Annotated in this window: 23 protein-coding genes; 5 read left to right on the forward strand and 18 right to left on the reverse strand. The window is 34.8% G+C overall.

The window, feature by feature from the left end:
• Nucleotides 1-12: 12 nt before the first annotated feature.
• Nucleotides 13-1,353, forward strand: a complete 1,341-nt coding sequence (locus tag BXU10_RS23340) for an inorganic phosphate transporter (RefSeq protein ID WP_078229842.1) — start codon at nt 13-15, stop codon at nt 1,351-1,353.
• Nucleotides 1,354-1,469: 116 nt separating this feature from the next.
• Here BXU10_RS23340 and BXU10_RS23345 read toward each other — a convergent pair whose 3' ends face one another.
• From BXU10_RS23345 to BXU10_RS23385, 9 genes are all read right to left on the reverse strand, one after another.
• Nucleotides 1,470-2,219 (reverse strand): acyl-[acyl-carrier-protein] thioesterase, encoded by a 750-nt coding sequence (locus tag BXU10_RS23345; RefSeq protein WP_078229843.1) that lies wholly within the window; start codon nt 2,217-2,219, stop codon nt 1,470-1,472.
• Nucleotides 2,220-2,248: 29 nt separating this feature from the next.
• Nucleotides 2,249-3,166: a tRNA (adenosine(37)-N6)-dimethylallyltransferase MiaA gene (gene miaA / locus BXU10_RS23350; RefSeq protein ID WP_078229844.1), complete on the reverse strand. Its 918-nt coding sequence runs from the start codon at nt 3,164-3,166 to the stop codon at nt 2,249-2,251.
• Nucleotides 3,167-3,319: 153 nt separating this feature from the next.
• Nucleotides 3,320-4,156, reverse strand: a complete 837-nt coding sequence (locus tag BXU10_RS23355) for an ion transporter (RefSeq protein WP_078229845.1) — start codon at nt 4,154-4,156, stop codon at nt 3,320-3,322.
• Between the two features lie 30 nt (nt 4,157-4,186).
• Complete coding sequence (locus tag BXU10_RS23360) at nt 4,187-5,548, reverse strand: exonuclease domain-containing protein (RefSeq protein ID WP_078229846.1); 1,362 nt, start codon at nt 5,546-5,548, stop codon at nt 4,187-4,189.
• A gap of 126 nt (nt 5,549-5,674) precedes the next feature.
• Nucleotides 5,675-6,013, reverse strand: a complete 339-nt coding sequence (locus BXU10_RS23365; protein WP_123922093.1) for a four helix bundle protein — start codon at nt 6,011-6,013, stop codon at nt 5,675-5,677.
• A gap of 75 nt (nt 6,014-6,088) precedes the next feature.
• Nucleotides 6,089-6,781 (reverse strand): YggS family pyridoxal phosphate-dependent enzyme, encoded by a 693-nt coding sequence (locus BXU10_RS23370; protein ID WP_078229847.1) that lies wholly within the window; start codon nt 6,779-6,781, stop codon nt 6,089-6,091.
• Nucleotides 6,778-7,368, reverse strand: coding sequence for a hypothetical protein (locus BXU10_RS23375; RefSeq protein ID WP_123922086.1), 591 nt, complete (start codon nt 7,366-7,368; stop codon nt 6,778-6,780). The genes BXU10_RS23370 and BXU10_RS23375 overlap by 4 nt, the downstream gene beginning before the upstream one ends.
• 3 nt (nt 7,369-7,371) lie before the next feature.
• Nucleotides 7,372-8,259 carry a 3-hydroxyacyl-CoA dehydrogenase family protein gene (locus BXU10_RS23380; protein WP_078229849.1) on the reverse strand — a complete coding sequence of 296 codons (888 nt, stop codon included), beginning with the start codon at nt 8,257-8,259 and terminating at the stop codon, nt 7,372-7,374.
• Between the two features lie 89 nt (nt 8,260-8,348).
• Nucleotides 8,349-9,314, reverse strand: a complete 966-nt coding sequence (locus BXU10_RS23385; RefSeq protein WP_078229850.1) for a Gfo/Idh/MocA family protein — start codon at nt 9,312-9,314, stop codon at nt 8,349-8,351.
• Nucleotides 9,315-9,512: 198 nt separating this feature from the next.
• Here BXU10_RS23385 and BXU10_RS23390 point away from each other — a divergent pair, with 198 nt between their 5' ends.
• Nucleotides 9,513-10,154: a protein-L-isoaspartate(D-aspartate) O-methyltransferase gene (locus BXU10_RS23390; protein ID WP_031455417.1), complete on the forward strand. Its 642-nt coding sequence runs from the start codon at nt 9,513-9,515 to the stop codon at nt 10,152-10,154.
• 144 nt (nt 10,155-10,298) lie between these two features.
• On the opposite strand, the gene BXU10_RS23395 is transcribed toward BXU10_RS23390, so the two are convergent.
• Both BXU10_RS23395 and BXU10_RS23400 read right to left on the reverse strand, forming a co-directional pair.
• Nucleotides 10,299-11,303: an NADP-dependent oxidoreductase gene (locus BXU10_RS23395; protein WP_078229851.1), complete on the reverse strand. Its 1,005-nt coding sequence runs from the start codon at nt 11,301-11,303 to the stop codon at nt 10,299-10,301.
• A 12-nt stretch (nt 11,304-11,315) separates the two neighbouring features.
• A complete protein-coding gene (locus BXU10_RS23400) occupies nt 11,316-12,116 on the reverse strand; it encodes an SDR family oxidoreductase (protein WP_078229852.1) in 801 nt (266 codons plus the stop codon).
• Between the two features lie 99 nt (nt 12,117-12,215).
• Here BXU10_RS23400 and BXU10_RS23405 point away from each other — a divergent pair, with 99 nt between their 5' ends.
• On the forward strand, nt 12,216-12,650 hold the full coding sequence (locus BXU10_RS23405; protein ID WP_078229853.1) for a helix-turn-helix domain-containing protein: 435 nt from the start codon (nt 12,216-12,218) through the stop codon (nt 12,648-12,650).
• Between the two features lie 163 nt (nt 12,651-12,813).
• Here the strand turns inward: BXU10_RS23405 and BXU10_RS23410 are convergent, their stop codons facing one another.
• From BXU10_RS23410 to BXU10_RS25450, 6 genes are all read right to left on the reverse strand, one after another.
• A complete protein-coding gene (locus BXU10_RS23410; RefSeq protein ID WP_078229854.1) occupies nt 12,814-14,046 on the reverse strand; it encodes an ATP-binding cassette domain-containing protein in 1,233 nt (410 codons plus the stop codon).
• A gap of 21 nt (nt 14,047-14,067) precedes the next feature.
• Nucleotides 14,068-14,919 carry a sulfurtransferase gene (locus BXU10_RS23415; RefSeq protein ID WP_078229855.1) on the reverse strand — a complete coding sequence of 284 codons (852 nt, stop codon included), beginning with the start codon at nt 14,917-14,919 and terminating at the stop codon, nt 14,068-14,070.
• An 18-nt stretch (nt 14,920-14,937) separates the two neighbouring features.
• Nucleotides 14,938-15,327, reverse strand: coding sequence for a DUF1398 domain-containing protein (locus tag BXU10_RS23420; protein ID WP_078229856.1), 390 nt, complete (start codon nt 15,325-15,327; stop codon nt 14,938-14,940).
• Nucleotides 15,328-15,350: 23 nt separating this feature from the next.
• On the reverse strand, nt 15,351-16,343 hold the full coding sequence (locus BXU10_RS23425; protein WP_078229857.1) for an alpha/beta fold hydrolase: 993 nt from the start codon (nt 16,341-16,343) through the stop codon (nt 15,351-15,353).
• Between the two features lie 245 nt (nt 16,344-16,588).
• The gene (locus tag BXU10_RS25445) at nt 16,589-17,086 is read right to left on the reverse strand and encodes a mechanosensitive ion channel family protein (RefSeq protein ID WP_223255546.1); all 498 of its coding nucleotides are present in this window, start codon (nt 17,084-17,086) and stop codon (nt 16,589-16,591) included.
• Nucleotides 17,087-17,119: 33 nt separating this feature from the next.
• A complete protein-coding gene (locus BXU10_RS25450) occupies nt 17,120-17,359 on the reverse strand; it encodes a hypothetical protein (RefSeq protein WP_223255547.1) in 240 nt (79 codons plus the stop codon).
• Nucleotides 17,360-17,563: 204 nt separating this feature from the next.
• On the opposite strand from BXU10_RS25450, the gene BXU10_RS23435 reads away from it, so the two are divergent.
• Entirely contained in the window at nt 17,564-20,542 is a 2,979-nt protein-coding gene (locus BXU10_RS23435) for a LamG-like jellyroll fold domain-containing protein (RefSeq protein WP_223255548.1), read from the forward strand.
• A 77-nt stretch (nt 20,543-20,619) separates the two neighbouring features.
• Here the strand turns inward: BXU10_RS23435 and BXU10_RS23440 are convergent, their stop codons facing one another.
• Nucleotides 20,620-21,057, reverse strand: coding sequence for a thioesterase family protein (locus BXU10_RS23440; protein ID WP_078229858.1), 438 nt, complete (start codon nt 21,055-21,057; stop codon nt 20,620-20,622).
• Nucleotides 21,058-21,568: 511 nt separating this feature from the next.
• Here BXU10_RS23440 and dnaK point away from each other — a divergent pair.
• Entirely contained in the window at nt 21,569-23,452 is a 1,884-nt protein-coding gene (dnaK, locus tag BXU10_RS23445) for a molecular chaperone DnaK (RefSeq protein WP_078229859.1), read from the forward strand.
• The last annotated feature ends 189 nt before the right edge of the window (nt 23,453-23,641 follow it).

Consider the following 23,641-nt stretch of genomic DNA (forward strand, 5'->3'; position numbering starts at 1 on the left):
AAGTTATAATTTATGACGCTACTTATAATTATTATAGTATTAGCTTTAATTTTTGATTACATCAACGGTTTTCATGATGCGGCAAATGCTATAGCGACTGTTGTTGCAACAAAGGTTTTGACGCCTTTTCAGGCCGTTCTTTGGGCAGCATTTTTTAACTTTCTGGCGTACTGGGTTTTCGGATTTGGAGTTGCGGATACTGTTGCCAAGACAGCGCACACGATGGAAATTAACCTGGTAGTTATTTTAGCAGGTGTTATTGCGGCAATCTGTTGGAACTTATTGACCTGGTGGTTAGGAATTCCTTCCAGTTCATCCCATACTTTGATTGGAGGTTTTGCAGGAGCAGCTATAGCGCATGCAATTGCAGTTCATGGTTTTTCAGGTTATGCCGGAGAAGACGGAACAACACATTACTGGTACGAAATCGTAAGCTGGTATAAGGCTGGAAAGGATGGCGGAATGCCTTCGGGTGTTATCATTATTATTGCTTTTATTGTATTAGCACCTTTATTAGGAGCGTTAGCCTCTTATTTAATATCAATTTGGTTGTTAAACGCTTCCCGTAAAAATATTGGTCCTAAAATATTTACTATAGCTTTAATGATTGCAACAATTTGGTTTGTTTATGCTCAAATGGTTCCCTATGAAGTTATAAAAGCAGAAGGAAAGCCTCGTTTTGAATCACATTTCTGGAGTGTAGTCTTTGATGGGCATAATATTAAATGGTTTTTAGTTGCTTTTATCATCTTAACGGTAAGTGCTTTTTGTTTGATATTTAGCAGTTTAAATCTTCATCAGGCTGATGCAGCTTTGAAAAAGATGCAATTACTTTCTTCAGCGGCATTCAGTTTAGGTCACGGAGGAAACGATTCTCAAAAAGTTATGGGTATTATTGCAGCTGCTGTTGCAGTTTATATCAATACAAATCCGGGAGTTCACATGGATTCATGGTTAGATGTTGTTTTGCCTAATGATGACAAGGGAATAAAAGGTGTAATGCCAGGCTGGATTCCGCTGGCGTGTTATTCTGCAATTGCTGCAGGAACTTTGAGCGGTGGCTGGAAAATTGTAAAAACGATGGGATCTAAAATCACAAAAGTAAGTTCGTTTGAAGGTGTGGCTGCTGAAACTGCAGGTGCTTTGACACTTTACTTTACAGAGCATTTAAAAATTCCGGTAAGTACAACGCATACCATTACAGGATCTATTATCGGGGTTGGATTAACGAAACGTGTATCTGCTGTTAGATGGGGAGTAACCGTAAGTTTGATCTGGGCATGGGTATTAACGATTCCTATTTCGGCTCTTTTAGCAGGATTGGTTTACTTTGTGTTGAGTGTTTTTATCTAAATGGGTAAAATGATTTTTGTGAAATGTGAGATGTAAAATCACATTTTGATACATATAAAAAAGCTGGTTTCTTAATTGAAACCAGCTTTTTGTTTTTTTGTGGATGTTAAAAAGGCTTATTTTTTCCAGTTTAACTGTAAGGCATAACATGTTTTTTCTCCTTTGGTGATACTAAAAGTAGTAGCCGAGCTCTCTTCAATATCGCTTTCGTGAATTATTACAGTATCTTTTAATGATAGCTCTTTCATGAAATTCATTTCAAAGCTTTTTACTTCCTGCTTCAGAATTCTTTTGGGATTCACATGGTCGAGACACCATTCCAGATATTTTACGTTATTAACGTGGTTTACAATATCGAGATCCGATAAATAAACTATTTTTTCGAATATGGCTTCTTTTTCGTGATTGATATTAATTTTTGAAAAACCTTCTGTTGTGGCTCTTTTTTCAGGGAATAATTTAAAATGTTCATAAGGTAATGCCAAGGCCTCAGGACGGCGTAATTGTGTGTTAAAAACGGCCCAATACGTTTCGCAGCCCACTATTTTTTTTCCGTTGACGTACATTTCCAGCCCACGTACAGATCGTGAGTTTTCCAGGCTGTTAATCCAGGTCGTTACAGTTACAATATCTCCGGATTTTGGCAAATCTGAAATCTCAACGCGCATTCTGCTCAAAACCCATGCCTGATGAAACTCCTGCATATCAGAAAAGCTGATACCGCCAACTTCAGAATGTGCCGCCGCTGTCAATTGTAAAATATTACAGAGATCTGTATATTTTAAAGAGCCGTTTGGGGTACATTGTGTGAAATTGATTTCCCAGTCTTTGCTTAGAATGGATGTGAAGTTTGGTGATATTGGCATTAATTTAGACTTCTTAGATTATTAGAATTTTAGATCTTAGATTCAATATATGTTATGATTTCGCTTTTTGGCGCAGCATAATCGAACCATTTCGTGTTTTCATTTCGTTTGAACCACGTTAATTGTCTTTTGGAAAATCTTCGGGTATTTTTTTTAATTTCCTCAATGGCAAACGGCAAAGTGAATTCTCCGTCAAAATAACTGAATAATTCTCTATAACCGACCGTTTGAAGCGCATTTAACGCTTTATTAGGATATAAGGCTTTTGCTTCTTCAAGTAAACCTTCGTTCATCATAATAGCAACACGCTGGTTGATCCGGTTATAAATTATTTCTCTGTCCGCTTCTAAACCAATTAGGATGGGAGTGAAGTTTCGGTTGTTTTTCTTCTGGTTCAAAAAGGATGAATATGGTTTTTGAGTTCCTATGCAAACTTCTGTGAAACGCATCATTCTTTGAGGGTTTTGAAGTGTCTGTGGATTTTCTAAAGTAATTTTTTGAAAATAATCAGGATCCAGGTTTTTCAATTGTTCCTGAAGATATTCGATTCCGAGTTTTTCGTAGTTTGAATTGACTTCTGAGCGTACTTCGGGGTTGATTTCGGGAAACTCGTCAAAGCCTTTTAATATGGCATCAACATACAATCCGGAACCGCCGATCAGAATTGCGAAATCATTATTTTGAAACAATTCTTCGATTTTTGCTAAAGCTTCTTTTTCGTAATCACCAACAGTATAATTCTCTAATATCGATTTATTTTGAATGAAGTGATGTGTTGCTGCTGCAAGTTCATCCTGATTTGGAACGGCTGTACCGATGCTCATTTCTTTAAAAAACTGACGGCTGTCACAGGATATTATTTCGCAATTAAAATGTTTTGCCAATGCAATGCTTAAGGCTGTTTTGCCTATGGCTGTTGGTCCGACAATGGTAATTAGGTATTTCATATGTTTTTTAGCCCGGATGGAAATGGAAACCCCGGACTTATATTTGTTAGTTTTTGCGGCGTAAAAGAAGCGACTTTAGAAGCTGCTTTTATGACTTAAAAAACAACAAAGATAAGGAGGAGTTGCAATGTACAGCCGGAATAGCTTCATAAATTAATGATGTAATTCGGTTCCGCACTCGTGACAGAATTTAGCATTGTCAAAATGAAGCTGTGAACCGCAGATCTGACAAGAGGTTTTTGTAGAGACGGTATTGTTTCTGAGACTTTTTTTAGCAAATTCGGCAGTTACGATTCCGGTTGGAACTGCTATGATTCCGTAACCCAAAATCATGACCAGCGCCGCTATAAACTGTCCTAATGGAGTTTGAGGAGAAATATCTCCGTAACCAACGGTTGTCAGTGTTACAATTGTCCAGTAGATCCCCATTGGAATACTCGTAAACCCGGAATCTTTTCCTTCGACAAGATACATTATGGTACCAATTATTACTGTGCTGATAAGGACAAAATAGATAAAAACCAGAATCTTTTCCTTACTGGCTTCAATTGCTTCTTTCAACTGAAATGACTGATGTGAAATTTGAGGGAGCTGGAGAATTTTGAATAATCGAAGGAAGCGTAAAGCTCTTACGATTGATAAAATGCTTGCACCGGGGAAAAATATCGATAAATACATAGGTAAAACAGCGAGTAAATCGATGATTCCGTAGAAACTGAAAATGTATTTGATGGGTTTTTGAATGGAAATGATCCTTAGAGCATATTCAATTGTGAAAAAGATGGTGATTATCCATTCGCAGATCCATAATTGGTAATGATATTTGGAACTGATGCCCTGAACTGTGTCGAGCATTATTAGCAGAACGCTCAATAAAATCAAACCTAAAAGAACTAAATCGAACATTCTTCCTAAAATGGTATTAGTACCATACAGAATGATTTTGACTTTTTCCCTGAAGATTTCGTATTGTGATTTTTTGTTTTTCATATCCTTAAAGATAATGAAAGTTTTGTTTTACTAAAAATGAAGTATTTTCAACGATTTGCTTTTTCGGATGTATTGCTGAATAATGTTTTTTACGTCGCGATTGTGCTGCATCGGAATCAGGATTTTGTTCAGGATTTCGATATTGGTAATCTGATAATTCAAATCGTAATAAGCGTAGCCTTTATAGATTCCGTTTTCGACTAAAATAGCACTTCTTTCGTTTACATTTCGGCCTCTGTCTATTAAAATCATGCTTTTGTTTTCAAAACTATTTTCAGAAATAAACTGCTGAACCCTTAAATTGTAAATTTCAGTAGTGATTTCGCCAATACAGGCACCATCACATTCTTTGATTTTGTATTGAAAACATTCTTTCTTGGTCTGATATAAACCGGTCAGTTTTTGGCACAAATGATATTTCGCGGTGAACTTGAAAAGTGCATTTTTACCTTCCTGCAAAGAAGCAAATGATGTGATTTCTTTTTTGCGGCCGTCGGCTTTTCCGAGGTTTATATTCAGATAGCCGTTTGAATCTTTTTCAACATAAATGGCGAATGGAAAAAAACTCTTTTTTTGTGAGCGATTGTGTCTTGGACGGTTTATTTTTACTTCTTCGCTTTCTTTTAGCAAAGCAATTAATTCACTTCCTGTTTCCTCATAAGTTATAGTAAAAACTTCTGCTTGTATTCGTTTACTTTTGGTTGTAACTCCGGTAAAATGCTGATTGACTCTTTTTCGGATATTGAGACTCTTACCGATATAAATTAAATGTCCACCTTCGTTATGAACGTAATAAACGCCTGTTTTAGAAGGCATCTGGTTTACTAAATCCTGAAGTTTTGGTGAAATTCCTTTTTCGATTTCAAATTTTACAAAATCTTTGAGGATAGTTTTTTCCAGATCTTTTTCCAGTAATATTTTGAATAACTTGGTCGTGGCAATAGCATCTCCGCTTGCACGATGTCTGTCGGCTATTGGAATTCCGAGAGAACGGACTAATTTTCCTAAACTGTAAGAAGGCTGTTCCGGAATTAATTTTTTAGCAAGTTCAACAGTACAAAGTGTTTTAGATTCAAAATTATAGCCTAAACGTCTGAATTCGGTACGGAGGATTCGATAGTCAAAAGAGGCGTTGTGTGCTACAATAATACAATCAGAAGTAATTTCGATGATTCGTTTCGCGACTTCAAAAAATTTAGGTGCAGAACTCAGCATAGCATTATTGATTCCGGTTAATTTAGCCACAAAAGGCTGAATCGGAATTTCGGGATTGACAAGGCTAATGAATTGGTCAACGACTTCATGGCCATCAAATTTATAAATGGCGATTTCGGTAATTCCCTCTTCATTGAATTGGCCTCCGGTGGTTTCTATGTCTAGTATTGCGTACATTTTCAAATGTCAAAAATCAATGGCAATATCAAAAATCAATATCAATTTCAATGTCAAAAATCAATGTTTTAAAATTGAAATTCTTTATTGAAATTGTCATTGCCATTGTTATTGTTATTGAAAAAATTACTTTTTATTTATTATCATTTTTGATGAAATTGCAATAAGTTGTTCTACTTCTTTTAGAAGTTTATTTCTTTTGTCGTTATCACCTTCTTTTATATAGTCTAATATTTTTAAAGAATTTCTGGATTCTTTAAACTCTTTTACAACTAATGAAACTTTAAAAATAAAATCTTTATCTGTTATGGTTCCCTGGGCTTCTCCAAAATTTAAAGAAGCACTTCCGGATGATCTGATTAACTGGTTTTTATAATATTCATTTTCAAAGATTCTTTCTAATTGTCTCGTAAAGAAAATACATTCTCTTGCAAAACGAATCAGTCGATCATCAAAATTGAATATTTTCTACATTTTATATTTTAAAATTGCCATTTTAATTGTAATTGATTTTTGCCATTGATTTTTGATATTGAAGCTTTAGCGTCCTCCAAAAATACTACTGCCAATTCTAACCATTGTGCTTCCGCATTCAATAGCAAGTTGGTAATCGCCTGACATTCCCATTGAAATTGTTGAAAAATGTGCTGCTGTTGAAATACATTGCTGTGTGTCCCGGCATTGTGCATCTTTGTTTTGAAGCGAATCAAAAATCGATTTTAAATGAAGGAATTCTTTTTTGATTTGGTTTTGGTTTTTTGTAAAAGTAGCCATTCCCATTAATCCGAGAATTCGAATGTTTTTCATTTCTTTAAATTCAGAAGAAGACAATAATGCGGTCAGTTCTTTTTTGTCAAGACCAAATTTTGTTTCTTCTTCGGCAATATATATCTGAAGCAGGCAATCAATAACCCGATTGTTTTTTAAAGCCTGTTTGTTGATTTCCTGTAATAATTTCAAACTGTCAACGCCATGAATCAAACTTACAAAAGGCGCCATAAATTTCACCTTATTGGTTTGCACATGGCCAATCATATGCCATTGAATGTCTTTTGGCATTTGTTCATATTTATCGGCCATTTCCTGAATTTTGTTTTCTCCAAAAATACGCTGACCGGCTTCGTAAGCCTGCATTAAATCTGAAACAGGTTTTGTTTTTGAAACCGCAACCAGAGTTACGTGCTCAGGAAGCGTCGACTTTATTTCTAGCAGATTTTGCTTTATTGAATTCATTTTCGATTATAAATCTTGATTAGTTCATTATTTTTTTCATTTACAAAACCTTTAAGGTCCATTAAAAATATGTTTTTTAAAACTTTTGCATCATTTAATTCAGAAAGGCTAAGGTTAAATGTTTCTGAAATATCTTCTTTATTATTTTCAGTTCTGATTACTTTAATTTTTACATAAAAAAGCGAGGTTTTAAAATAGTAAAACTCGCCGTAAATATTTTCTGAATATGAATTTTCATAATGAATAGCCTGGTGATAATCTCCTTTTATTAAATCGCTATATTTATCAAAATCATATTTCCTTTTTTCAATCTTTGATAATTTATCATAGTTTTCTTTATTAAAATGATTTACATAAAGTTTATATGAGAATCCTCCGCTTCCATTTAGAATCTTTGTTTGATTCCTTTTGATTTTACTTTCAATTGATGTGCTTATTCTCCCTTCTGAAATGATATCTCTACCATTTTTTTTACAAATACTATCAATTTCATTTGTTGTAAATTGTTTAATTGAATCTATTTTTACGTTTTGAGAAAAACAAACCATTGTTGCAAAATGAACGATAAATAAAAATAGATTTTTCATTACTTATATAAACTGCTTCGAAATCTTCTCTGCCTTTTTACTTTCGCTGTAATCATAAAAACCTTCTCCGGATTTTACTCCCAGTTTCCCGGCTCTAACCATATTCACTAATAACGGGCAAGGAGCATATTTGGGGTTTTTGAAGCCGTCGTACATTACATTTAAAATGGCAAGACAAACATCAAGACCAATAAAATCAGCTAATTGAAGCGGTCCCATTGGATTTCCCATTCCTAATTTCATCACGGTATCGATTTCATAAACTCCGGCTACTTTGTTGTATAACGTTTCAATTGCCTCGTTTAGCATAGGCATTAAAATTCTGTTGGCAACAAATCCCGGATAATCGTTTACTTCGACTGGAACTTTCCCCAGTTTTTCAGATAAATTCATGATTATTTTGGTGACTTCATCGCTGGTATTGTATCCGCGAATAATTTCGACCAATTTCATAATCGGTACCGGATTCATAAAATGCATTCCGATAACACGTTCAGGATGTGCAACAACAGCACCAATTTGCGTAATTGAAATCGAAGAGGTGTTTGTTGCTAAAATAGTGTTATGCGAACAGGCTTCGTTTAATTGTTTGAAAATATTCAGTTTTAATTCTACATTTTCAGTTGCTGCTTCGACTACTAAATCAACTCCGACAACACCGTCCTTAATATCAGTATACGTAATGATATTCGTAATGGTTCTGGCAACATCTTCCTGCGTGATTGTTCCTTTAGATAACATACGCTCAAGGTTTGCCGCAATTGTTGCCATTCCTTTGTCTAATGATTTTTCAGAAACATCAATCAGTTTTACAATAAAACCGCTTTGCGCAAAAGTATGTGCAATTCCGTTACCCATTGTTCCTGCACCAATTACAGCTATAGTTTTCATCTAATCTGGTATTTGAATTTTAAAAGTTAAGGTTTAAAGCGGCTTTGAAGCCTGCTTTAAACCTTATAGATAATAAGTTTGTTTTTTTATTATTTATCGAAACAATCAATAATCTGATAGGCAACTCTTAATGCATCTGTAGCCTGTTCTAATGTTACAACCGGAGTTGTATCAGTATTGATGGCATCGGCAAACGAATTTAATTCGTCTAAAATGGCGTTGTTTTGTTCTACGTCCGGATTTGTAAAATAAATTTGTTTTTTTACTCCTTCGGCATTTTGAAGAATCATATCAAAATCTCCCGGAACTTCAGGAGCGTCTTTCATACGGACAACTTCACATTTTTTCTCTAAAAAGTCTACTGAAATATAGGCGTCTTTTTGAAAAAAACGTGTTTTACGCATGTTTTTCATCGAAATTCGGCTTGCAGTTAAATTAGCAACACAGCCATTTTCGAATTCAATTCGTGCATTGGCAATGTCCGGAGTTTCACTGATTACCGAAACACCACTGGCATTGATATTTTTAACTTTTGAATTAACCACACTCAAAATCGCATCAATATCATGTATCATTAAATCCAAAACTACAGGTACATCCGTACCACGAGGATTAAATTCGGCCAAACGATGCGTTTCAATGAACATCGGATTTTCGATCATGTTTTTGGTAGCGATAAACGCAGGGTTAAATCGCTCTACGTGACCAACCTGTCCTTTTACATAGTATTCTTTTGCCAAAGCGATAATTTCTTCGGCCTCATCAACAGTGTTGGCAATTGGTTTTTCTATGAAGATGTGTTTTCCTGATTTGATGGCTACTTTGGCACATTTATAGTGCGAAAGGGTTGGAGTTACAATATCGATTACATCCACGGCGTGGATTAATTTTGCAATTGTATTGAAGTTTTTATAGCCAAATTCTTTTGAAATTCTTTCGGCATTTTCCTGATTTTCATCGTAAAATCCAACTAATTCGTATTTGTCAGATTGTTGTAATAAGCGTAAATGTATTTTACCTAAGTGACCCGCACCTAAAACTCCTACTTTTAACATGAGAATGTATTTTAAACAAAAATAGAATTTATTTGTCGAAAGTGAAAATGAATTTAGCTAATTGTGAATTGTGAATTGTAAATTTATGAGTAACGGCTTCCGACTTTTGACCTTCAACTTTATTAATTTAATAATTAAAAATCAATATTTGATTTCCTTTTTAGTTTCTTATTTTTGCAAAAATAAAACCTACCCATTTTGAAAGATACTGCCAAACATCAAGGACTTCGCAATCAATTAGTAAGCACTTTAGAACAAAAAGGGATTACTGACAGAGCGGTTTTAGATGCGATAAAAAAAATCCCGAGACACCTTTTTTTAAATTCGAGTTTTGAAGATTATGCTTATCAGGATAAGGCTTTTCCTATAGGAGCAGGGCAGACTATTTCGCAGCCCTACACGGTTGCTTTTCAATCGCAGCTGCTGGAAGTAAAAAAAGATCATAAAATTCTCGAAATTGGTACTGGCTCGGGCTATCAGACTGCTGTTTTGTTTATGCTGGGTGCAAAAGTGTACAGTGTTGAAAGACAGAAAGAGCTGTTTAAAAGTACCTCCAATTTATTTCCTAAATTAAATATCAGACCTAAACATCTTTCGTTTGGAGATGGTTACAAAGGTCTTCCAAATTATGCTCCGTTTGACAGCATTATTGTTACAGCAGGTGCCCCGTTTATTCCACAACCTTTAATGGCACAATTAAAAATAGGAGGAAGACTGGTAATTCCGCTTGGTGAAGACGTTCAGATTATGACTTTGCTGATTCGAAAAAATGAAACCCAATTCGAAAAACATGAATTTGGAGAGTTTAGATTTGTACCTTTATTAGAAGATAAAAATTAGAAAAAATGCCTCAAAATAATTTAATATTTATGGGGCATTTTTATTTGGGATTAATAAATAAAATGTTTTAAGGTCTTAGAGAATTAGTTTTTACAATAGTTATAATATTGTAGCTGAAATTTTACCGAGCTGTACATACAAAAATTACTTAACCTTAATTACTACTTTTCCTCTGGATCTCCCTGTTTCAACATAAGACAATGCTTCGTTAGTCTGTTCGAATGAAAAGACTTTATCAATAACAGGTTTTATAATCCCAGTTTCAATCAGTTTTGTTATTTCGCTTAACTGTCTGCCTTCTGCTCTCATAAACAGAAATACAAAATTGGTGTTTAATTTTTTTGCTTTTTTCTTTACTCCCAGACTAATCAGTTTCGTTACTAATTTTAAATACCAGGGCAAACCAATTGTTGTGGCAAATTCAGGCGTTGGAGGGCCTACTAGTGAAACAAGCTGTCCGCCAGACTTTAAAATTCGTAATGATTTTTCTAAAATTTTTGAATCTCTGTTACTGTGTAAAACAAGATCATAATCTTTCAGTTTTGTTTCAAAATCTTCCGTTTTGTAATCAATAATAAGATCGGCACCAAGAGATTTTACTAATTCAATATTTTTTGCGCTTGTAGTTGTGGCAACAAAAGCCCCTAAATGCTTTGCTAACTGAATAGCAAATGTGCCAACACCACCCGAACCAGCCTGAATGAAAACTTTTTGCCCTTTTTGTATTTTTCCTATTTCAACTAGAGACTGCCAGGCAGTTAAACCAACCAGAGGAATAGAACCTGCTTCCTCCATTGAAAGGTTTTTGGGTTTTAAGGCAACATCATTTTCATTAATAGAAATGTATTCAGCGAAAGTACCAACCCTATAATCTGACGGACGAGAATATATTTCGTCGCCAACCTTAAACTTGCTGACTCTGGAACCTATTTTGGTTACAACACCAGCTACATCGTGACCATTGATAAAGGGTGGCTTGTAGGGTAAGAACAGTTTAAAATCACCATTTCTAATAAGTGAATCTAATAAATTAACACCTGCAGAATGAACTTGTACCAATACATCATTTTCATTTACACTTGGTACTGCCCAATCTGACAAATGTAATTTTTCTTTTTTGCCGTATTTTTTTACTATGAATGCTTTCATTTTTTTTTCTTTTTAGGCTTTGTTTAATTGTTTGAGAACATTTTTTTCTAAAACTCCATAAGCAAAATGTTGCAGGTTTATTAGGGAAGAAGTCCCTTTGCCCACAATATTTCTAAATTTCGGCTTGTCTGTTTGAACAACTTTGAGTACTTTTTCTGCAACCATCGCAGGATCTTCGGCCTGATCTACCAAGTTTTCTGTGAATTTTTCAATCTTATTTCTTAACGTATTGTAATCTTCAATTTTATTTAATGTTGTTGTGGAATTATCTAAAATGCTTGTTTTAAAAGCAGCCGGTTCAATCATGGCAACACTAATATTAAACTCGTTCAATTCGTATCTTAATGATTTGAAATAACCTTCCAATGCGTGTTTTGAAGCCGCATAGTATGCTGCATTAGGAAATGAAACAAGCCCTATAATTGAACCAACAGTAATTATTTTACCGAATTTTTGTTTTCTAAAATGGGGTAATACAGCATTAGTTACTTTAATAGTTCCCCAAAAGTTAGTTTCCAATTGCTGCCTGCCCAACTCAACAGGTGTTTCTTCTGCAATACCTGAGACTAAAAAGCCGGCATTATTGATAAGAATATCCAATTGACCTATTTTCTTAAAAATTCTTTCCGAAAAACTATTTATCGATTGTTCTGAATCAAGGTCTAATGCTATCATTTGAAAAGGAACCTTACCTATATACTTTTCAGGATTCCGACTTGTACCAATTACATTATAACCGTTTTTGTGTAACTCGTTTGCGATAAGTAAACCAAAGCCTGAACTTGCACCCGTTACTAAAATATTTTTTTTCATTATTATTTATTTTAATTTTATCCGTAAATTTGCTTGCTAAATGCAAGTGCAAATATATAAACAACTTTTAAAATGCAAGTTAAAATTTAAAAATATTTTATGGAATTGAATAAAAAAAGATCAGAATGCCCATTGAGCTGCTCACTTGACGTGTTTGGAGATAAGTGGTCTTTGCTCATTATCAGAGATTTGATGTTTGGAAATAAGTGCACTTATAATGATTTCTTAAAATCGGCTGAGGGTATTGCTACCAATATTTTAGCATCAAGACTGAAAGGGCTTGAAGAAAATGGTATTATTGAAAAATCAGCTCACCCGGACAGTAAAGCAAAATTTTTGTACAAACTGACCCCAAAAGGAATTGACTTATTACCTATAATTATGGAAGTTTATATTTGGGCGGATAAATATTACGAAATGCCAGTTGACCTAAAAGCAACAATTAAAGAAGCCATGAAAGACAAAGAGAAATTTGTAAAACAGATTACAAAAGAATTGAAAATCAAAATAAAAGAGAAAAAAAGCGACAGCTAAAAGTAGTTGCACTATAAACTATTTAAGAATAAAAACAACCTTTTTTAAAGCGATTTAAAAAAGGTTGTTTTGTTTTTTCGAACTTCCAAAAGTAGCTGCCAGGTTGTAAAAAAGCAGAGCCTTGTAACCATATAAAAGTTTAAGTTTCTTTGTTTTTAAAATGCTATTTAATTCTTCCAACCGATCCCGTTTCTGAAGGAAAAAGTTCAAAAACTGAAGTAGGAGCAAGACCTGATTCGATTCTGTGTGAAACGTACAAAATAGCTACATTGGTTTGCTGTTTGATAGTATTGATTAACTGAATCACCAAATCTACGTTTTCGTCGTCCAGACCTTCCACAGGTTCGTCCAGAATTAATAAAGGCGGATGTTTTAAAACAGCACGAACAATTAGTGCTACTCTTTGCTGTCCGATTGAAAGATCTATAAAACGTTTCTTTTTTAAATGACTCATTTCAATTACTTCCAGCCATTGTGCAACGATTTGTTTTTGTAAAGTTGTCGGTTGAATATACAATCCTATAGAATCGAAAAAACCGGATAGGATCATTTCTTCCAGGGTGTGACTTTTCTGAAACAGATCCATCATGGCGGTGGTATAAATACCGATTTGCTTTTTGATTTCCCAAACGCTTTCACCACTTCCTTTTTTTCTTCCGAATAAAAATAAATCCTGACCATATCCTTTCGGGTTATCACCTGTAATTAAGGATAAGATAGTGCTTTTTCCGGAACCGTTCGGGCCAATTAACTGCCAGAATTCGCCTTGTTTGATGGTCCATGAAATGTTGTCCAGAATTTTTCGATCTTCATAACTTACTGAAACATGATCCATTTTTATTAATTCACTTTCGTGAAAAGTACCCGGATCATGAGCCTTTGGAATTGCAGCTGTATTTAAGGTTTTAAAATGGTTTTCGGTTTTTGAAATAGGGTATAAAGTAAACGAATTGTCTTTGATCTGGACTTTATTCACCACAAAATCCATTAGATCAACCGTACGATTTACAAGCTGAATAATAGATATGGTATCCGTAAGTTTTTCTAAAGAAAGAGCCAAAGCCAGACGCGAAGCCTGATCTAAATGGTCGAAAGGATTATCGAAAATGATAAAATCCGGATTTTGGCTGATACAGTATTTTAAGAACTCCTTTTTGCGTTCGCCCGAAGAAAAAGTCCTCAATTGCCTGTGAGATTCAGGTGAAGCTTCAACAGATTCGTATTGGTATTCTCTTTCAATAAATTTTTCAATTGAAATATCAGAGAATAAAATCCCTTTTTGGTTGTTAAAAACGGCTAATTCTTCTTTGGCTTCGCCGGATAGGAGGGAGTCTATGAACTTTTTTTTATTTACCTGATTGGTTAAAAGAATGTCCCAATGTTGTTTTTGATGCATTATGTATTTCTTGAAAGGATATTATTTTTTAGTGTTCATTGGCAGATTATTTCGTGACCATTCGCTCCAGGAACCTACGTAAAGCTGTGGAATTGGAATTCCGGCATAATCCATAGCTAGCAGAGTGTGGCAGGCTGTAACCCCTGAACCGCAATGAACGATTACATTTTCGGGTTTTACATTTCCTAAAATTTCAGTGTATTTTTTTGCCAGTTTTTCAGCAGAAAGATAAAAACCATTTTCGTCTAAGTTTTCGCTAAATGGAACATTAACCGCACCCGGAATATGACCTGCAATCAAATCAAGTGGTTCTGTAAGACCTTCAAAACGGTTTTTGTCTCTTACATCAATAACGATATTTTCAGGATTGTTGCGGGCTTTATCTACCTCTTTGATGTTGCTTAAAGAGAGCTCCCAGTTTGTAACCGGATATTTTTCAGCTTTCTCAAAACTTTCTGTTTCTGAACTTACAGGAAAACCTGCTTGTATTGCAGCCAGTAAACCTCCGTTTAAAACCTGTACTTTTTCATGGCCAACAGCTTTTAGCATCCACCAAAATCTGGAAGCAGCGTTTGAACCGTTTTTATCATCATAAATAATAACGTGACTTTGCGATGTAATGCCAAGTTTTGAAAGTACTTCTACAAATTTATCCAATGTAGGTAAAGGATGTCTCCCACCATTTGCAGGATTGCAGTCGGCAGTAGCTAAATCTTTGTTTAAATCGACGTAACGGGCACCTTTTAGATGTTCGTTTTTGTAATTTTCTTCAGCATTTAGTCCGGCTCTTGCATCAACCAAAATAATTACGGATGAATTTTTTAGCTGAAGTAATATTTCGGGACTGATTATAGGAGACCAATTTTGCGGCATCTGATTTCGTTCTAAAAATTAACCCGGAATTTTTTCAATTAAAATTTCAGCACCTGATTTGTCAAAATAAGTGCAGGTCATCTCAATAATATCAACACGCCATTTTGCGATTCCGCACTGTCCGGAGTGATTGCAAAATGTAATATAATCGGTCTGACCGTCTTGATGTGCTACCAGAAATTCTATAAAACGCTCTTTGCTGGCTGTATCTTCAACTTTTATTTCAGGGTATTTTTCTTCTGAAATTACAGAATAATTATTTACACCATAATATTCCACATGGCCGTCGTTTACAAAGGTATCATATCCTTTTACGCCCAAAATAATTAAATCCTGTATATAATTTGGAAAATCGGCACCGCTTTTTACTTTGGCATGCACCTCTTTTATTTGTTCTATTGTAAACATAAAATTTGATTTAAGGTTAACTTTTATTGCTTCAAAAATACGATTAATGGTTTTATAAATGCATCAAAAGATTCAATATGTGGCAAATGTCCGGTATCTGCAATTTCTACAAGTTTACAATTGGGAATTGCTTTTTGTGTTTTTTTGCCCAATTCGGCATAATTGCCCATTGTTTTTCTTACTTCTTCCGAAACAAGTGGTTTTCCTAAAGCGGTTTTATCCCTTGTTCCAATGATTAATAGTGTTGGACTTTTGATATTTTTAAATTCGTATAAAACAGGCTGGGTAAAAATCATATCGTACATCAATGCCGAATTCCATGCTACAATACTATAATTGGATGCTGTTGTCCAGCCGGCGCCGAGTTCAGCCCATTTTTGAAAATCAGTATTCCATTTTCCATCATAATAATTTTCCATTTGGTATTTTTTGATGGCTTCGTAATTTTGTTTTAATTCGCTTTCGTACCACCAATCGACAGGTTTGTATGGAACAACTAATTTCCAGTCTTCTAAACCGATTGGATTTTCAAGGATTAATTTTTCTTCAGTTTCAGGATACATCAGTGCAAACCTTGTAGCCAGCATTCCGCCCATAGAATGTCCTAAAACAGCTGTTTTTTCAATTCCTAAATGTTCTAAAAGTTTTTTGGTATTCTCAGCAAACTGCTGAAATGTGTATTGAAAATTATTCGGTTTTGATGATTTTCCAAAACCAATCTGATCAGGAACGATAACCCTGAAACCTTCTTTTGTAAGGGCTTTGATAGTGGTTTCCCAATACGCTCCGTTGAAATTTTTTCCGTGCAGTAAAACAATATTTTTATGGTTGTAGTTGGAAGGGGTTATGTCCATATAAGCCATTTTTAAAAACTGACGCTGATTGTTCAGTTCAAAAAACTTTACAGGAAAAGGATATTCGTAATTTGTTAAATTAATATCCAGCTGTTTTATCTTTTCTTCCTGCGAAAAGCAAATAAGAGGGAGCAGCAATAATAAAAGTTTTATGGTTTTCATTTGAAAGCGAATTTATTTGAGAATTATAAATTTACCGCTATGCATTTGAAAGGCAAAAATTATAATCTTAAAATTATCAGAAAGTGGGAATAATATAAAATGAGCCTATTAGAGATACGATATTTAATGCTGCTTTAGGAATGAGGCTGACTTTGATCTGTTTTTATTGTAACGACTCTTTGTGGATAAGGAATATCTATTTCAGCTTGGTCAAAACGTTTTTTTATGCTTTGCAATAAATTACACTACATTACAAAACCATCTGTAGAATTTTTTGCCCAGCCCCATGCTTTCAGGGTTACGCTTGAATCAGCCAAAGCCACAACTCTTGCAATTACTAAAAGTTGTTTCTGCTTTTTATTCTCTGGAATTCTGGTGTCAATAAAAAGAGGATGTTTGGCAATTTCATCTTTCATTATTTGTAATGCTTTGTCAATATCAGATTCATATCCAATCCCAATTTCGATTATTTTACAGCATTTGGTGTCGTGCATATTGGTATTTATGATAATCTGATTACTAATGACGGAATTCGGAATGATGATTCGATTGTTCTCTGCATCTTTCAGAACAACCTGCCTTAAATTGATATCTTCGACCGTATCGACAAATTTATCAATAGTGATTTTGTCATTAATTTTAAAGGGTTTGAAAATGACCAGAAAAATACCGCTTACAATATTACTTAAAGCCTGTTGAGAAGCAAGACCTGCTACTAAAGAAATAACGCAGGCACCTGCCAAAAAAGAATGTCCTATAATCTTAAATTCGGGAATTTAGATTAAAGCAAAAGCAAATCCTAAAATGTAAATCACCGTAATAATTAAATGTTTCAAAAATTTAAAACCCGTTGGATCGTATTCTTTATTGTTCAACTTTTGATATAAAAAGTAGCGTAGTACTTTTTCTGTTATCGCACCTAAAATAATGGTTGTGATGGCTATTATAGCTATGAAGACAGCTATTCTGAAGTCTTTTGTGAAGTCGATCATACGATTTAATTCTGAATTAGACATTAAAAAGCTAATTTACGAAGTTTTACAGCTATCAAAAATAGTTTCATAATATTAAAGGAATTACCTCACGGCTATTAATGAAACGTTAAAAGGATGCAGGATGGGGCAGGACAGTATCTTATTAGCTTATAACTAAATTGGTTATAACTATTTAACCAATTTTAACCAATTATGACCAAAAAAAGTACTTTAACATTTAGGCATATGCTTAAAGTTTTTATGATTTGCGGGTTAATCACTTTTTATGGTGATTTGAATGCCCAGACATTAGCATTTCCGGAAGCTACCGGTTTTGGACGATTTACCACAGGAGCGAGAGGAGCTGCAAATCCACAGATTTATTTAGTAACGAATTTAAATGACAGCGGACCGGGATCATTTCGTGATGCCGTTAGTCAGGAAGGAAGATTTGTAATTTTTAAAGTAGGAGGTATTATTAACGTAGCCTCTTCGATTGCAATAGCAAAAAACACAACTATTGCCGGACAAACAGCTACAGGAGAGGGAATTGTGTTGTTGGGGGCTAAGGTGTCATTTACCGGAGCAAGTAATACGATTGCCCGTTATGTTCGTATTCGTTTTGGGGCGACTACTCAAAATCAGGATGCATCGGGTATCTCAAATGGGGCAAATATAATTTTGGACCATATGAGTTTTACCTGGGGTACAGACGAAGTGTTTTCTGTTAACTGGGATAGCAAAGGTGTAAGCCCGGATAACATAACGATTCAGAATTCTATTATTGGACAGGGAATGCACCGTCACAATCATTCAGCGGGAGGATTGATGCAGCCTCCGGCTGGGGGTAAAATAAGTTTAATAGGTAATTTATATATATGTAACAAAACCCGGAACAATAAAGTAAAAGGGATCAATGAGTTTGTAAACAACGTTGTCTACAACTGGGGGAACTACGGAAATACTTATGGACATACTGAATCCGGTGATGCCTACATTATGGGCGGAGATTCTGCCGGGGGGTCAGATGTTAATATTATCAATAACTATTTTATTGGTGGACCAAATACAAGTAATACGGTTTCATCACCTTTTAACCGAGGGAATGATAATTTCTCTTTATATGGTGCAGGAAATTATTTTGACAATAATAAGGATGGGGTGCTAAATGGTACGTTAGTTCCTTACGACTTAACAGGATATCCTACGGGAGATTTAGCCACTCTTTTGTCAGCACCGTATGATTACCCGATGAAAAACCCAACATTGTCTGCTGTGGATGCTTATAATAAAATTGTAGCGAATGTTGGTGCTTCGTATCCAAGACGTGATCAGGTGGAGAATTTAATGATTTCAGATTTAGTGTCTAAAGGGACAACGGCTACTTATGTGTATGTACAAAGCGATTTGACAAGTAAGTTTGGTTTCATCAACGGTGGAGCAGGACATGTTTATGGCGCTCCTGCTCCTTTGGACACCGATAATGATGGAATGCCTGATACCTGGGAAGATGCTAACGGATTAGACAAAAATACGGCTGATGCCTTATTAGTAAGTACAACAAACGCTCCTTATCTGAATATTGAAGTGTATATTAACGGATTAACAAACACAACACCTGCAGATTTTGTTCTTCCACCGTCAAATGTGAATTTTACTAATGTGGTTTCTACTGAAGTTCCACCATCAAGTTCTTTAAAAATAAATTGGATTGATGCAGCTACTAATGAGGATAATTATATCGTGGAGCGTTCAGTGAATGGTACAGATTATAATGTTATCGCTACCCTTGGAGCAAACGTTACAAGTTATAATGACACTGGTTTGGATCCAAATACCCAATATTATTATCGCGTTAAAGCAAAAAATACTACAGAATCATCTGTATACGAAACAGGAACGGTAACGACACCACCTATTCCGTCGGCACCGACAAAAGCCTCAGCACCTAATCCGGGTACAGGACTTACTAACATTCAGTTGTCAGGCGGTAATTTAACGTTGAAATGGAGCGGAAGTACAAACACAACAACTTATGGTGTTTACTTTGGTACAGATCCTTTAAACTTAATAAAATTGGGCGATGTATCTTATGTTACTGCTCCAGTATATCAACTCACAGGATTAAGTCCGGCAATAACGTACTATTGGAGAATTGATGCTTCTAATGCTAAAGGAACAATAACTGGCGATGTATGGAATTTCCGTGCCCTCACACCAGAACTTGTTGGTCATTGGCCGTTTAAGGAAACTGCAGGAGAAGGTCAGCAAATTACTGATATTACAAACTATGCAAATGATGGTCAGTTAGACGCAGCTTTCGATAATGGGACTGTTCGTGTAGCAGGAAAAGAGAACAAAGCTATAGATTTTGCAACATTGTTGCCAAATAAACTTATGGTAAGTATCCCAAATCAGGATCAGATATTATTTGATAAAAATTCTTTTACGGTTTCATTTTGGATGAAGGCCGATGCTAGTTTAATACCTGCTGGTTCAACATTAAGTTCTTATATATTATGCAAAGGTTCAATGACAAAAAATACAACAACAGGTGCGACAGGCAGAAGATTTAATGTAGAAATTAAGAGCAATCAATTGCGTTTTGCCATAGATGATGATAAAACAAAAACAGAACTTGTATCATCATTGGCAGCTACGAGCTATTTTACTGGAAATTGGGTCAATGTGATTATTATGAGAGATGTTGCCACATCAAAATTAAAGATATACACCAATGGAGTTTTTACAAATGAAAAAACCGATGCAACAGGAACAGCAGTGGGTATTGGAGAAGCAACAGATTTGGTAATTGGTAATATTGGGGCACTTGAATTGTATGCCAATACTACTCCGGCACCGTACAAAGGATTATTTGATGAACTTAAAATGTTTAATTATGCTTTAACTGCTGCAGAAGTTACAGCTTTATTCAATCAAACATTTTTGAATACCAATAAATTCAATCAAAGTAAAAGTAATGTTGTTGTATATCCTAATCCGGTAAAAGAGAAGATTTTTATCCATATTCCGGATAGTAATTTGTCTTTTGTAACTGCAACTTTAAGTGATGTGAACGGGAAAATCATTCTTAAAGAAAAGATTGCGTCAGACGGGAATGGAACTTTTATTTTGAATATATCCAATAAAAAAGTAGCAGGACTTTATATCCTAAACGTTTCAGGAGAAAATTTAAATGGCAATTACAAAATTGTAGCAGAATAAAAACAGAATATTTGTTATAAAATAAAACCGTTACATTAATTTGTAACGGTTTTATAATTTTAAGGAATCCGGTTTATTTACAACCCGACAAAATCATCACTTTTTGGGAAAATACTCAATGCTTCGACAGCAATTTCAGGTGTTGGAGAAGCTAATTTTCTAAGTTTTGTATCCATCCAGGCACCATCAACAGTAATAGTAGTACAAAGTGTATCATCTTCTCTTCGGAATTCGTGGATGATAGACCAGCGTGAAGCATCAGCCTTCATTTTGGACGTTTTGGTATGGATGAAAATTTTATCCGAAAGTTTTAATTCTTTTCTAAAAACACATTCTTCCCTAAATAAAACAGGTCCAAAACTTTGTTCCTGCATTACTCTTAAAGTTAAACCTAATTCGTTTAGGATTTCGATACGATGCTGAGCACCAAAATCGTAATAAGCACTGTGACGGACATGAAAATTAGGATCAAGATCGGACCAGCGAAAGGATATTTCTTTTATAAATGAAGCCATTTTTAATTGTAATTTAAATAATTTGAAAAATCGAAATTACGAATAAAAGAAAAAAAGTTTGTCTTAAAAAGGCTAATTTTTGGAATTGTTTTTTTGAAGAATTGATTCTATATTAATTAAGGGAAGTTAAAATAAACTCCAAGATTCTTAGCTTTATATTTATCTGACCTGTTCGGATTCGTTATATTTCGATCATCAAGTAATTCTAAACCTAAATTTTATTTTAATTGAAGTTCAGTGCACTTCGTTCGAAGTAGCATTCTTTATTGTGATGGGGTTCATTATAAAAAAATACAGAGTATAGCAGGAATCAGCTACTTGGCTCCTTAATATTGACATGAAATATAGACGTGTGCCAGACTTGTCAGGTTTTGAAAATGCCATGTTGTCAGATTTTTTTTTGCGTGTCAATAGTAAACTGACAATTTACTTTGGTTTTTTATATTGGCACAAAGATTGACTTATGCCACCTGAGTTATTAAAATGTATATCAAAATTAAATATATAAAAAATGGGTAAAATAATCGGAATTGACTTAGGTACGACGAACTCTTGTGTTTCTGTAATGGAAGGTAACGAAGCAGTTGTTATTCCTAACGCAGAAGGAAAAAGAACTACACCATCTATCATCGCTTTTGTTGAAGGTGGAGAAATTAAGGTAGGTGATCCTGCAAAAAGACAAGCAGTAACGAATCCTACAAAAACGATTGCTTCTATTAAACGTTTTATGGGACACACTTTTGCTGAAACTCAGGAAGAGGCAAAAAGAGTTCCTTACAGTGTTGTAAAAGGTGACAACAATACGCCACGTGTGGATATTGATGGACGTTTATACACTGCTCAGGAGTTGTCTGCAATGACACTTCAAAAAATGAAAAAAACTGCTGAAGACTATTTAGGTCAAACTGTAACTGAAGCGGTTATTACTGTTCCTGCTTACTTTAATGATGCACAACGTCAGGCTACTAAAGAAGCTGGAGAAATTGCTGGTCTTAAAGTTATGCGTATCATCAACGAGCCAACTGCTGCTGCACTTGCTTACGGATTAGATAAAAAAGGAACTGATCAAAAAATTGCTGTTTACGATTTAGGTGGAGGTACTTTTGATATCTCTGTTCTTGAATTAGGTGACGGTGTATTTGAAGTATTATCTACAAATGGTGATACTCACTTAGGTGGTGATGATTTTGACCAGGTTATTATTGACTGGTTAGCTGACGAATTCAAATCTGAAGAAGGTATTGATTTACGTTTAGATCCAATGTCATTACAACGTTTAAAAGAAGCTGCTGAGAAAGCTAAGATTGAATTATCATCTTCTGCTGAAACAGAAATCAACTTACCATATGTAACTGCTACTGCTTCTGGACCAAAACACTTAGTGAAAAAATTATCTAGAGCTAAATTTGAGCAATTATCTGATACTTTAGTAAAACGTTCTATGGAGCCAGTTGCTAAAGCATTAAAAGATGCAGGTTTATCTACATCTGATATTGACGAAGTAATCCTTGTAGGAGGTTCTACTCGTATGCCAAGAATCGCTGATGAAGTTGAAAAATTCTTCGGTAAAAAAGCATCTAAAGGTGTTAACCCTGATGAGGTTGTTGCTATTGGAGCTGCTATTCAAGGTGGAGTTTTATCTGGAGATGTAAAAGATGTATTGTTACTTGACGTTACTCCTTTATCTTTAGGTATCGAAACTATGGGTGGTGTATTGACTAAATTAATCGAGTCTAACACAACTATCCCAACTAAAAAATCTCAAGTATTCTCTACTGCTGCTGATTCTCAACCATCTGTTGAAATCCACGTATTACAAGGAGAAAGAGCAATGGCAGTTGATAACAAAACTATCGGTCGTTTCCACTTAGATGGTATTCCACCAGCACCAAGAGGAGTTCCTCAAATCGAAGTAACTTTCGATATTGATGCTAATGGTATCATCAAAGTTTCTGCAACTGATAAAGGAACTGGAAAATCTCATGATATCCGTATCGAAGCTTCTTCTGGACTAACAGCTGAAGAAATCGAAAAAATGAAAAAAGATGCTGAAGCTAACGCTGACGCTGACAGAATTGCAAAAGAAAGAGCTGAGAAATTAAACGAAGCTGACAGTACTATCTTCCAAACTGAATCTCAATTGAAAGAGTTAGCAGATAAATTGACAGACGAGCAAAAAACAGCTATCGAATATGCTTTAACTGAATTGAGAATGGCTCACCAGTCTCAGGATCTTGACGCAATCCAAAAAGGATTAGACAATGTAAATGCAGCCTGGAAAACAGCTACAGAAGCAATGTACGCTCAAGGTGGTGAAGGTCAACAAGCTGCTCCACAACAAGATCAGTCTCAAGGAGATAATGTTGAAGACGTTGAATTCGAAGAAGTCAAATAAGTACTGATTAATATCAGTTAATAATAAGTGTTAAACCGCTGTAAACATTTCGTTTACAGCGGTTTTTCTTTTTTATTATTTTTAATTTCTGCTGTTTTTTAATCATTTTTTGCCATATATATGTACCATATTTGTACCGGCACTTAAAAGGAGACAAAGTGGCACTTATGTCTTCTTATGTTACCTTAA

The sequence above is a fragment of the Flavobacterium sp. LM4 genome (assembly GCF_002017935.1).
Classification (GTDB): Bacteria; Bacteroidota; Bacteroidia; order Flavobacteriales; family Flavobacteriaceae; genus Flavobacterium; species Flavobacterium chungangense.

What these genes read in the sequence shown, in the direction of transcription:
- BXU10_RS23375 (WP_123922086.1), bottom strand. Translation starts at nt 7,368, where the DNA reads ATGAAAAATCTATTTTTATTTATCGTTCATTTTGCAACAATGGTTTGT.
- BXU10_RS23360 (WP_078229846.1), bottom strand. Translation starts at nt 5,548, where the DNA reads ATGTACGCAATACTAGACATAGAAACCACCGGAGGCCAATTCAATGAA.
- BXU10_RS23425 (WP_078229857.1), bottom strand. Translation starts at nt 16,343, where the DNA reads ATGAAAACCATAAAACTTTTATTATTGCTGCTCCCTCTTATTTGCTTT.
- BXU10_RS25450 (WP_223255547.1), bottom strand. Translation starts at nt 17,359, where the DNA reads ATGTCTAATTCAGAATTAAATCGTATGATCGACTTCACAAAAGACTTC.
- miaA (WP_078229844.1), bottom strand. Translation starts at nt 3,166, where the DNA reads ATGAAATACCTAATTACCATTGTCGGACCAACAGCCATAGGCAAAACA.
- BXU10_RS23340 (WP_078229842.1), top strand. Translation starts at nt 13, where the DNA reads ATGACGCTACTTATAATTATTATAGTATTAGCTTTAATTTTTGATTAC.
- BXU10_RS23440 (WP_078229858.1), bottom strand. Translation starts at nt 21,057, where the DNA reads ATGGCTTCATTTATAAAAGAAATATCCTTTCGCTGGTCCGATCTTGAT.
- BXU10_RS23435 (WP_223255548.1), top strand. Translation starts at nt 17,564, where the DNA reads ATGCTTAAAGTTTTTATGATTTGCGGGTTAATCACTTTTTATGGTGAT.
- BXU10_RS23420 (WP_078229856.1), bottom strand. Translation starts at nt 15,327, where the DNA reads ATGTTTACAATAGAACAAATAAAAGAGGTGCATGCCAAAGTAAAAAGC.
- BXU10_RS23410 (WP_078229854.1), bottom strand. Translation starts at nt 14,046, where the DNA reads ATGCATCAAAAACAACATTGGGACATTCTTTTAACCAATCAGGTAAAT.
- BXU10_RS23405 (WP_078229853.1), top strand. Translation starts at nt 12,216, where the DNA reads ATGGAATTGAATAAAAAAAGATCAGAATGCCCATTGAGCTGCTCACTT.
- BXU10_RS23415 (WP_078229855.1), bottom strand. Translation starts at nt 14,919, where the DNA reads ATGCCGCAAAATTGGTCTCCTATAATCAGTCCCGAAATATTACTTCAG.
- BXU10_RS23345 (WP_078229843.1), bottom strand. Translation starts at nt 2,219, where the DNA reads ATGCCAATATCACCAAACTTCACATCCATTCTAAGCAAAGACTGGGAA.
- BXU10_RS23370 (WP_078229847.1), bottom strand. Translation starts at nt 6,781, where the DNA reads ATGAATTCAATAAAGCAAAATCTGCTAGAAATAAAGTCGACGCTTCCT.
- dnaK (WP_078229859.1), top strand. Translation starts at nt 21,569, where the DNA reads ATGGGTAAAATAATCGGAATTGACTTAGGTACGACGAACTCTTGTGTT.
- BXU10_RS23395 (WP_078229851.1), bottom strand. Translation starts at nt 11,303, where the DNA reads ATGAAAGCATTCATAGTAAAAAAATACGGCAAAAAAGAAAAATTACAT.
- BXU10_RS23400 (WP_078229852.1), bottom strand. Translation starts at nt 12,116, where the DNA reads ATGAAAAAAAATATTTTAGTAACGGGTGCAAGTTCAGGCTTTGGTTTA.
- BXU10_RS23355 (WP_078229845.1), bottom strand. Translation starts at nt 4,156, where the DNA reads ATGAAAAACAAAAAATCACAATACGAAATCTTCAGGGAAAAAGTCAAA.
- BXU10_RS23380 (WP_078229849.1), bottom strand. Translation starts at nt 8,259, where the DNA reads ATGAAAACTATAGCTGTAATTGGTGCAGGAACAATGGGTAACGGAATT.
- BXU10_RS23385 (WP_078229850.1), bottom strand. Translation starts at nt 9,314, where the DNA reads ATGTTAAAAGTAGGAGTTTTAGGTGCGGGTCACTTAGGTAAAATACAT.